This window comes from Leptospira bouyouniensis (genome assembly GCF_004769525.1).
GTDB lineage: Bacteria > Spirochaetota > Leptospiria > Leptospirales > Leptospiraceae > Leptospira_A > Leptospira_A bouyouniensis.
This window is the reverse complement of sequence record NZ_RQFT01000010.1, coordinates 222,065-232,789: the sequence shown is the minus strand read 5'-3', so window position 1 is coordinate 232,789 and position 10,725 is coordinate 222,065. Positions and strand designations below refer to the sequence as shown.

Genomic DNA, 10,725 nt, shown 5'->3' with positions numbered 1-10,725 from the left:
AAAAAAGCTGTCTTTACGACAGCTTTTTTTCATTTCACCTAAGTCTTGTTTACTCCTTAGGAGCTTTTCCGATTTTTCCCGTTTTTGGAGGGATATTCAATTTTTGTTTTGGATAAATTAAATTTTTGTTACGAATGTTTTTACGATTCGCTTCGAAAATTCTTGGCCAAAGTTTTGCATCGCTGTAGATGTCTTCACGATCTGCAATTCTCCAAAGGCAATCTGCTGGATTTGATTTTTCAACTGTATATCGTTTCCATCCGCCAGACAATTCTTCCACTTGCGCAGAAGTAGCTTTTGGTTCCTTTGTTTCAGTTGTCGTATTATCAGTTTCCACTGTTTTACGATCTTTTTTAGCAACGTTATTTTTACCTTTTAAGGTTTCAATTTGATCAATTGAAATTTCAGCCAAACGTATCGCTTCTTCGGATTGTGTAATCGAATCTTCAAACTTATCTTGTTCTAAAAGGTTACCTGATGCTTGTAAAGATTCATTAGAAGCACCTAAGTTTTCTTGGGTACTTGCATACGATTCTTTTGCATTTGATTTCAAATATGTTTCCGCATTTAATTCACCAAAACGAACATTTGCATCTTCTACAACTTCTCTTGCTTGTGCGTTGCGATTTTTTGCATGGTCTTTAATGGAATCTTGTAATAAAGATGCAGAAGCCAATCTTGCCGTTTTGATTTTTTCGTCAGCAGATTTTAATTTGCCAGCTTGGATGTCTTCTCTTGCGGATGCAACCCTTGCTTTTTCTTCATCAATGGCAGGGTTTCCTGCTTTTGAATACGATGCTGCTTTATCGAGTAACACATCCACTTCATCAGCAGATTTCACCAATGCACCACCCGATTTTTCAAGTGCTACTTTTTTTGCTTCTACACTGATCTTAGATGCTTCTTGGAATTGGTTATGTGCATCTTCATATTCTTGTAAAGCAACAGTTCTTTTTAATTCTTTTGCAGATTCGTCTTTGTCTTCACGTAGGTAAGAGGCAAGACTTGCATCGGCTTGGGCTAATTTTGTTTCCCCAGCATCTCTTGCACTCACAGCTCTTTTATATTCTTCAGGAGTGTATTCAGATGCGTATGCTTCGTCTGCAGCGTCAATTGCAGCAACTGCTTCTTCACGGGACTTAGCCGCTAACTTAGGCAAAGTTTTTTCTAACGCATCATATGCCTTAGAGATTGAATAATCAGCACTCTTCTTTGATTCTGATGCTTTTTCTTCGGCAGCAAATTCATTGGCAGCAACTAGGTTTTTCTTAGCTTCACTGAATTCTTCAGGGGCAAACTCTTCGGCTGAAAGTCTTTCAGCACGTTCCACTTGTGACTTTGCCAAAGCTAATTCTTTCAGTGGTAGTTCTTGTGAGCAGTTAACAAATCCTGCTCCGAACAATACCAAAGCGGAGAGAAAGACGGATGTCTTTTTCTTTTTTAACATAACAAACTCCTTAATGTTTGGTAGGGGGGTATTAAAAAGAGAGAAGCGCAAAATACGCTTCCTCTTCTATTTGAAAGCAGTGACTGCTTCGTCTTCGCTATCGAAAATTTCAAAAAATGAAGTCAACTTAGTGAGTTCAAATACCTTACGAACAGACCCTGCTACGTTGATGATTTTTAATCCACCTTGGTATTTTTTCAGGTTGGACAAACTTGAAATTAAAGCTCCAATTCCGGAAGAGTCGATGTAAGATACCTTCTCGAGATTGATGACGATGCAATACTTTTGTTCTTCGATCAATTTGGCGATTACATCCTTGATCTCAGGCGCGTTATAAAGGTCGATTTCCCCGTTAATATCGAGTACTACGATTTTATCTTTTTCCCTTCTGGTGATTTCCATGTGTGTCTAGAGACTCCTCAATGAAGCTACAATCAATGTAGAAATGACGGTACAATCACATTCAAAAAAAATGGGTACGTCAACCTAATAATTTTAGCTACCAAACAAATTTTTCCAATGGTCATAAAAACCCTGAAAATTGCCTATTTCTATGGACTTTCGCATCTTTTCCATGAAGCTTTGCATAAAAAATAAGTTATGGTAGGTGGATAAGGAAAATGCCGTTAATTCCTTTACTTTATGTAAGTGGCGAATGTAACCAAGACTATATGTTTTACATACCTTACATTCACAATCTGGATCGATGGGTGACTCACTGAGCCTATGACTTTCATTCCGAAGATTGATTTTGCCATTCGAAGTAAAAACTTGGCCATTTCGTGCATTCCTTGTGGGCAAAACACAATCAAACATATCGATTCCGTTTTTAACTCCCTCCAGAATGTCGACAACAGTCCCTACTCCCATCAAATACCTTGGCCTACTATTGTCCAAATGCGGAGCCATACATTCCAAAATGCGAATGTATTCTGGTCTTGGTTCTCCTACACTGAGTCCCCCGATGGCTATTCCTGGAAAATCAATCTTTTGTAAGGTTTCTAAACTCCGCAAACGAAGGGTTTCATTGACCCCGCCTTGTACAATCGGAAATACATTTTGTCCATTCGGATTCTCCATCCAATATTCATAAGATTCTTTTGCCCAACGATGAGTTCTATCTAAAGCGAGTTCCAATCGTTTAGTATCACTTCCGTAAGGAGCACAATCATCAAGAACCATCATAATGTCTGAGCCGATAGACCTTTGCATATCAATCACAGAGGCAGGAGTGAACTTATGATAACTCCCATCAATATGAGATTGGAAACGGACACCATCATCTTCAAATTTAAATAGGCTCGCTAAACTAAACACTTGGAACCCACCAGAATCAGTAAGGAGTGCCTTTTTATATGACATGAAGTTTTTTAATCCTTGGAAATGATCAAAAACTTCTTTGCCCGGTTTTAAATACAGATGATAGGTATTGGCAAGAATTAGTTTGTAACCCAGCTCATCTATGTCTTCTGAAGTGAGAGACTTGATACTACCTCGAGTTCCCACTGGCATAAAAATCGGAGTTTGGATTTGGATGCCACCCAGATCTAAAGTTCCTGTCCTTGCGTAAGAACCTGTATCGTAGATACCTTCTTTAAAAATAGGAGACACTATTTTTTGTTTTTATGTTCGCAAGTTGCAAAATTTAAACAATTACCAAAAATATTCAAACTATGCCCTGTGATCGTAAATCCATTTTCTGATGCTGCTTTGTTTTGTAATTCTTCGATTCTTTCGTCAATGAATTCGACGATCCGACCACATTGCATACAAATAATATGATCATGGTGTTCATGACCAATTATATGTTCGTAATATTTGTAATCCTTTCCAAAATCATGTTCTTCAAGAAGTCCTGCCTCAACCATAATTGCCAAAATTCGATAAATCGTTGCTTTGGAAATGCGGTCCTTGTTGTCTTTGAGTTCGTCAAGTAGGCCTTCTGCCGTAAAATGGTTATGAGAAGAAAAAATCTTTTGCGCAACTAACAAACGTTGGTTTGTAATTTTTAAACCTTTTTCTTTGAGATACTCTTCAAATGCGAGCATCTCTTTTTTTGTGTCTTCTTGGGAAATAGGATCGTTTTGCAAGGGTTAAATCTCCTAAAATATTAACTTAATTTAATACACCAGAAATGGAATAATACCAAGCTCTTTCTGCTTCTTCTGCAATCCGGAGCGCCATAACACGTAAAAGGCGATTTTGTGCTTCCAGTTCTGATTCTCGAAACCCAATTTGTGTCGAGTAATGTACTCTTCCTGGTATTTCACTTCGTTCCATGGGAATTTTGACTCCCGTTTCCGCTTCGATGATTTCCACACGAGTGACAACAAACAATTCAGAGGTGATATGTTGGTCTGCTAGATCCATCAAATCACCAACTTGTTGGTAGTGGACAATTTCAGCATACAATCGGTATTTCGCGAGAGTTTTTTCACGTGTCGTGATGAACCGTCCCCTTCGATCGATTTCTTCCATGATCATTTGGGTGAGACGTGTGTGCATCCCAGGCGAATAGGTATTGTTACGCACATTTTGGATGTAAAGCAGTCGTTTGGTATCAGGGATGGGTACTCCATCAATTTTCGGAGGTCGACCAGGTTCTTTCGAGAAAAAAGCACAGCCCGAGACAACTAGCGTGAATAATAAAACAATTCCTGATTTCATATGAATTTGTTCCCTGTCATCTTAGGTCCCAAGTCTAGATTGTCAAGGGAATCGAAATGAAAGAGAATTTCCTTTTGCCCAAGGAAAGACATGACAAAGTGGGAGGGAAGTTTCTACTTTTCCCATGCGGTTGGCAAAGATTTGTATTCCCTTCCTATCCCTTCTCCTTTTTCCAACAATCCGTAATGCGGATTCCAAAATTCCTGAAATCCCACACTCTGAAGTTGGATTTCCATTGCCTTATTATTCACCTGTTTCGGGAACATTTGCTGAAATCAGAAATCACAATTTACATTTAGGTTCAGATTTTAAATCTTACGGGTTAAATGGTCACAATATCCTTGCCACTTTTGATGGTTATGTGGAGGAAATCAGTTATTCCAAAACAGGTTATGGTTTATCTTTAAACTTATACAACCCAAAATATAAAATCAAATCCAAATATGCCCACTTACATTCCTTTGGTGGAACACTTGTTGAATTGGAACTATTAAGAAGGGCTCTTCTACTAATGGGTGATCCAACAGGTTTTCAATTGAAACTGCCAGCTGGAATGTTTGTCACAAAAAAAGGGAATGCCATTGGAAAAACAGGCGAAACTGGATCAGGTCCACCTCATTTACATTTAGAGTTTCGTTCGGAAAAAGGAATCATCAATCCACTTTATTTCTCTGAAATCCACCAAAAGGATGTCACTCCTCCAACCATACTCAATATGTTTTTAGAAGGAGACGATTTAGACAAACCATTGATGTTTTCTGCAAAAGAAATCGCTAAGGGTAAATTTGAACTTTATAGTGAAAGTGGTGAAAAGTTCACTTCGATCCAACTCACTGGTAAAATACGAATTCGATTGAGTGGGTATGATAAAATACGTTCTCGAAACAAAAACAATGTTTATGGAATGGATTTGTTTTTAAATGGAAAATCGATCTTCACAAGAAATTTTGATTATTTATCGTTTGAAGACAAATCACAAAAACATCAATTTTACGATATCAATCGCTCTTCTCTTTCTCCACCTGTTTATTTTTATCATATGTATGAACAACCAAAACAATTTAAGGAAGAAGGATATTCGATTGACCTAAATCCATTTCCCAAAAAAGAAACAATACAAATCCAAGCATCCTTAAGGGACGCAACGGGAAACCAGTCTTCCGTTCAGTTTGAAATCATTCATGAAACATCGAAAAAAGACCTTAGTACAAAACAAAATTCTAAAAAAACGGGAAACAAATACAAATCAAACGACGGTGCAGTCTCCATTGATCTAACCAAAGCGGAAGTATCAGGTGATGGCAGTTTACTCATATCTGAAGTTTCAGAAAAAGAAATACCCTTTAAAATTCCCAAAGGACTTCCTTTAAAAGGTAAAATTTACCTATTAGATACAAAGCGAATGAGTTGGAAAGGAGAAGGACTCGGAGATTTGAATTTGGGTACGACTGCTTCCCTAAAAGACTCACTTTATTTTTTTGATTCTTCCATTGGAAAATTCCAAGGAATCCAACCAAAACGGAAACCTAACGGATTTAGTTTCAAACTCACGAAAGTTGGTTACCTAATGGTTCTCTCAGATGAAACCCCACCCACTGTATTTCCAATGACATCCATTGCTCGGTTTATCGAACTTCCTGAAGTTAGGAACCATTGTTTGGAAGAAAAATACTATGTTCTATCAGATGTGGGGAGTGGATTTAAGACCAATGTAGAACTGTTAGTTGATGGACAAACATTTCCATACGAATATGATCCAGACCGAAGTGCAATCAGAGTTCAATTGCCGAAAAGCCTACAAAAAGAAAGGCCTTATCTTCTTTTGGAAGTTAAGGCCTCTGATTTCGCCGGAAATATTTCCGATCCGTTTGTGGATTTAATTTCTACGAATGGATGGAAGGAAGACCTTCTTCAAGCTTCCTGTCCCGTCATCGAGTAACGAGCGATATCCAACACTTCATAAACAGTTTCAGTAGATCCGAAGACGAGAGTCGCTTCGTTTCCTGTGTGTTTACCAAGTAAAGATTTCGCAAGTGGTGATTGGTAAGAGATGATATTTTTTTCTGTATCAGCGTCCCAAGCACCTAAGATCGAGTAAGTGACCACTTCACCAGATTGTTTATTTTTCAAACGAACTGTGGTTCCGATCCCTACTTTTTCTGTTTTTACATCACTTAAATCTAAGATACGAGCACTTTTGAGTTCTGCTTCCAATCGTTTGATGGCCGCTTGCAACTGTGCTTGTTTTTCCATCGCTGCTTTGTATTCTGCGTTTTCTCGTAAGTCCCCTTTTTCTTGGGCCTCTCCGATATCACGAGAGTTTTCAGCCATTTCCACATTCACAAGGTGTTCAAACTCGAGTTTTTTCGCGTTGAAAGCTCGTCTTGTGACAAGCACCACATCGTGAGGTAAATTGGCTAATGGATCATCATCTGCATCTTCTTCTGAGTCATACTCATCCCAAACGATGTTTGGTTTAAGTTCGTTGATGAGTGCATACAATTGGTCTTTTTCTAAATCAGTCACATACGGAACTTCTTTAAAAAGTGCGAATAATTTACGAACATACTCATCATCAGCGTTGGTTAAAATATCACGGAGAAGGCTATTGTCTTTTCCGAATAAAATGTCCATCGCTTGGTTTTTGAGTTTGGTTCCTTTGTCTTCAATTTTCGCAAGTGGTTTCAAGATACGGAACACTCGGAGAACCAGGTCTTCTTCACTCACTTTTAACCAATCAAATTTCCAAGTATGAGAAAGAATTGATTTTGCGACCCAAAGGAAAACTTCAGGGTTTTCTTTGGATTTATTACAAACGGTTTCTACAAACAAATTGAGTTCCGCATACTTTTCGTCCGCTACCAAGTTTTGGAATACAGAACGGTTTACCTTCACTGGCACTTCGAAAAGAAGTCCGATGAGGATATTAATGGCTTCCGGATGGTGCAAACGAATGAGATCTTTAAACCCTTTTTTGATATCCGTGTTTTCCAATGCCTTAGAAATTTTTAGGGCATCTTCTTTGGTTAAGGTTTGGATCAGAGTTTTGAGTTCCGGTTCACGAATTTTATGTGAAAATTCTTCGGTCGGCCAAGCTTTCCCTGCTTCATCCAAGTATAAGTAAGCAGAAATTTTACGAATGATATCACGAGCTGATTCTTCTTCCACATAATGTGAGATAAAAAATTCACCCGCCTCTGCTGCTTCATCAGAATCTCGCACTGCTTCCATTGCGATTTCCAATTTTTTATTCGCATCATTGGTTGCTTGGAATTTTTGAGTGAGGGTTTCTGAGTGAGTGATTGGTTTTTCGTGGTAAACCACTTCATCCTTTTTCTTCGGATTCATTCCAATGTTCGCTTCTTTTTTCAGAACCGATTTTACCTTTGCCCACCACTTAGACCACTCATCTGCTTTTAAGAATGTACCTATGAGTTCATTCTTCATATCAGAGATTAACATTTTGTTATCGTAAGACTTGAGGAGTTGTTTTAAAAACTCTGCCAAGTTCTCTTGGAACATGGTAGTGATTGCTTTTCTATCTTCGAAGTGTTGCACCCAAATATGATCTTTTTTAAGCGGTTTTAAGGAAGTAATTGCCATTTGGATCGAAAGTTTGTGGTCTTTCTTTTCTTCAAAGTCTACAAAGATAGAATCTCCCGTTTGAGAGATTGAGGTAATTTTACCAACACCCCAATTTCTATGCATCACATAGTTACCAGTATCAAACACAATGTTTCTTTCAAAGTTTGTGATACAAAGTTTGACCGGCTTACGATTGTTACCGAGTTCACTCATCTTGAGGAAATCTTCAAGAAGGGAATGGGCAACGTATTTTTGTTTATAAGAACGAATGAGTTCGTTTCTTGCTTTTTGAGATGCAGGTTCGTGTTCTAAAATCTTTTTTAGAAAATAGATGACATGGTCCCAATCTTCCATTGCTTTGAATGGTTCAACAATTGGATAAAGAAGACCCACTAACCGAGTTTTTTCCCTTTGACCAAGGAGGATTCTTTCAATTTTATCAAAGAAAGATACATCTTCATAATTGTTTTGTACGATGGTTGGCCAAATCTCTTCCATCGGAACGTATTCTTTGTTTTTAGCATACATCTCAACAGCAAGTTTGAGATAAGACATCGCTTTGGGTTTGTCTTCTTCCATAATGGAGAATCCATACTTCTTTGCAATCTCTGGGTTTTTGCGGTCTTGTTTAGCTAATTTTTCAAGTACTACTTTAAGTTCTTTGTTTTTCTTGAGCTTATCTAACGCTTCGGCTTTGACTCTGAGCGCAAGTCTATGATCACCAAAACGCAAAATAGAATCAGTGATGTATTCGATGATGGTCCATTTTGCATGTGCTTTAAAAGAATCTAAAATGTTCTTCACCAAATTTGCATCACCCATGGAATCTTCCATAAAAGAGATGATCATTAACATGTATTTGGCGGAGATTGATTCAGGGTGTTCTTTGAAATGGTCTTCGATTTTTTGTTTAGCTTCAGCTAAACGATTTTCTGCCTTGTATGCATCAATGACATCGTCAAAGATTTTGAATTTAGAAACGGGCACCGTTCCTGCATCAGCACGAACATAAATTTCCTCATTAAATAGAGGTGTTAGTTTGTCGTTGTCGGCAATTTTGTTTGATTTGTCTTCGGTAATAGTCTCAGGCATGAAAAGAATCTCCCTCTTCGTATTTCCAATAAAGGGTGTTCATAGTTCCTATAAAGTTGTTACGGTAAATTTAGCGATGAATCCGCGAAAAGAACAGTCCTAGGGTTCATTTTCCAGGTCCGTTCGATTCTGTAAAGCCAAAAAACCCAACCGATTGGCTGGGTTTTCCTGGTCCAAGTAGATTCCCTTGGAGTGAAAAGGGATCTATTTGTTTTGAGAAGATCCGTTACTTCCACCACAATCGCGCACTTTGGCACCCGTGGAGATGGCTCCGGATTTTTGGAGCATTTGCTCAAGCTTCACTTTGTTTTTGCAATCTTCTTCATCAAAGTCAAGGTTTGCTCCATCAAAGTGAACTTCAAATGTATCCGCAAGGACACGAAGTTCATCAAAGAAAAGATACACGGTTTCTGGCCCTGTATTGTGTCTCGAACGAATTTTAAACTGTTTGAAAATCAAGTTTCTTGTTGCAGGGAAAGCATTCGCTTCCTGAGGGATTCCTGGAGGGATGATGATGTGGAGGGGTCTCCAACCAACAAAGTCAAGGGATCCAAAAGGGAAGATATGACTATTACCATTGTGGTCTTCAATCCAACCTTCAAGGTCGTATTCATTTCCACGGCCAAGAACCCATACAGAAATGGCTTTCACATTCCCTGGAGCTTCAATCCCATAGACCTTTTCCAATTTCTTCTTATTGTCAGCATCTATGTAAGGGCGAGCTCTTGTAATTTCATACTCAGGTGCACGTGGTGGGCGAACAGTCACTACGTTGTTCCCAGGAAATGTGAATTGGAATTTGACAGCCAAAACTTTTGCATTCCCAGCATCTACGTTTTTCACGTCGCCTGGTTTCCCTGGAACAAGTTTCACTTCTCTCAATACAAGCGGAGATTTCACTGAATCATTGAGAACAGGTGAATACTTATTGTTTTCATCATATTTCATGTCCCCCGATCCATCTTTGTTCACACCGTCTTTATCGGTGAACACTTCCCAACCATATGGAGCAGAAGCAACAGGATTGTCCCAAGATTCGATTGTAATGGCTTTTAACTCTAGTGCTCCAATATCGTTCCCAATTGGTGTTGCCACCCCGTTGGATACTTTGTATTGTGCTTGTGCGAAACCGATAAGTGTAACCGAGCTTAGCGCTAATAAAGTTAGGATTTTTGTTTTTTTATTTTCCATTGTTCCTTTCTCCCGCTTACCAATTGTCCTTAATTTCAGAACCAGGGTATTTCGCTTCGGATCTATCTGTTCTCACTTGTAAGTCATCTACGTAAAAGTAGAAGTCCCCTGCAACTTCATGAACATCAGATGTCACGAAAAGGGATACAAAGTGAAGGTTTTTATCCAAAAGTGCAAATCTTGAACTTTGTGGGATGAAACCAGGAACCGTTGCGGTTAACTTTCTCCATCCAAAAAAATCCAAACGACCCAAACGGATATTATGTGTTACGTCTTTATAATCTCTGAATTTTGCAAATAAGGTATGTCTGTATTTTCTTCCAAGAACCCATACAGAAATTTGTCTTACTTTTCCTTTGATGATGTATTCATGCGGAGGGTAAAGTTCCACACGATCCAAACCTTTAGCAGCAAAATGTGTTTTGACTCCTAAAATATGGTTCTTTTCGATTTTGTCTCCGCCATCTTCTGGTACGGTTTTTTCATCGAATACATCTTTGATGAGACCTCGTTGGACAAGTTTTAAAGTTCTTGTCTCACCAAGTGGAGTAGTTGCTTTCACTCTCCAATCTTCAGCCTCTTCAAAATCATCTAAAACGATTTTTCTAAGAGGGCTATCCTCATCATTTGCAGTGTTAGCTGTATTTTGTCCGCCAGTATCTGCCTGTGCGTACAACATTCCTATTGAAAGGAAGAGGCCTAACAACAGTTTGGTCATTCCTAATTTCCCCATGAAACTCACT

Annotated in this window: 9 protein-coding genes; 1 reads left to right on the top strand and 8 read right to left on the bottom strand. The window is 38.6% G+C overall.

Annotated features, from left to right (window positions below; all coding sequences use genetic code 11):
• Nucleotides 1-49: 49 nt before the first annotated feature.
• From EHQ43_RS11320 to EHQ43_RS11300, 5 genes are all read right to left on the bottom strand, one after another.
• Nucleotides 50-1,447 (bottom strand): lipoprotein LipL71, encoded by a 1,398-nt coding sequence (locus EHQ43_RS11320; protein WP_135771249.1) that lies wholly within the window; start codon nucleotides 1,445-1,447, stop codon nucleotides 50-52.
• 66 nt (nucleotides 1,448-1,513) lie between these two features.
• On the bottom strand, nucleotides 1,514-1,849 hold the full coding sequence (locus tag EHQ43_RS11315) for an STAS domain-containing protein (protein WP_002975418.1): 336 nt from the start codon (nucleotides 1,847-1,849) through the stop codon (nucleotides 1,514-1,516).
• 93 nt (nucleotides 1,850-1,942) lie between these two features.
• Nucleotides 1,943-3,058: a tRNA guanosine(34) transglycosylase Tgt gene (gene tgt / locus EHQ43_RS11310; protein WP_135771248.1), complete on the bottom strand. Its 1,116-nt coding sequence runs from the start codon at nucleotides 3,056-3,058 to the stop codon at nucleotides 1,943-1,945.
• A complete protein-coding gene (locus tag EHQ43_RS11305) occupies nucleotides 3,058-3,495 on the bottom strand; it encodes a Fur family transcriptional regulator (RefSeq protein ID WP_244242780.1) in 438 nt (145 codons plus the stop codon). The genes tgt and EHQ43_RS11305 overlap by 1 nt, the downstream gene beginning before the upstream one ends.
• Nucleotides 3,496-3,562: 67 nt before the next feature.
• Nucleotides 3,563-4,114, bottom strand: a complete 552-nt coding sequence (locus tag EHQ43_RS11300; RefSeq protein ID WP_135743018.1) for an LPS assembly lipoprotein LptE — start codon at nucleotides 4,112-4,114, stop codon at nucleotides 3,563-3,565.
• Between the two features lie 124 nt (nucleotides 4,115-4,238).
• Between EHQ43_RS11300 and EHQ43_RS11295 the strand changes: the two genes are divergently transcribed.
• A complete protein-coding gene (locus tag EHQ43_RS11295; RefSeq protein ID WP_135743017.1) occupies nucleotides 4,239-6,053 on the top strand; it encodes a M23 family metallopeptidase in 1,815 nt (604 codons plus the stop codon).
• Here the strand turns inward: EHQ43_RS11295 and greA are convergent.
• The 3 genes from greA to flaA2 form a co-directional block, all read right to left on the bottom strand.
• On the bottom strand, nucleotides 6,026-8,791 hold the full coding sequence (gene greA, locus EHQ43_RS11290; protein WP_135743016.1) for a transcription elongation factor GreA: 2,766 nt from the start codon (nucleotides 8,789-8,791) through the stop codon (nucleotides 6,026-6,028). The genes EHQ43_RS11295 and greA overlap by 28 nt on opposite strands.
• Before the next feature lie 204 nt (nucleotides 8,792-8,995).
• Complete coding sequence (flaA1, locus tag EHQ43_RS11285) at nucleotides 8,996-9,982, bottom strand: flagellar filament outer layer protein FlaA1 (RefSeq protein WP_135743015.1); 987 nt, start codon at nucleotides 9,980-9,982, stop codon at nucleotides 8,996-8,998.
• 16 nt (nucleotides 9,983-9,998) lie between these two features.
• Complete coding sequence (gene flaA2 / locus EHQ43_RS11280) at nucleotides 9,999-10,715, bottom strand: flagellar filament outer layer protein FlaA2 (RefSeq protein ID WP_015678734.1); 717 nt, start codon at nucleotides 10,713-10,715, stop codon at nucleotides 9,999-10,001.
• Between the last annotated feature and the right edge of the window lie 10 nt (nucleotides 10,716-10,725).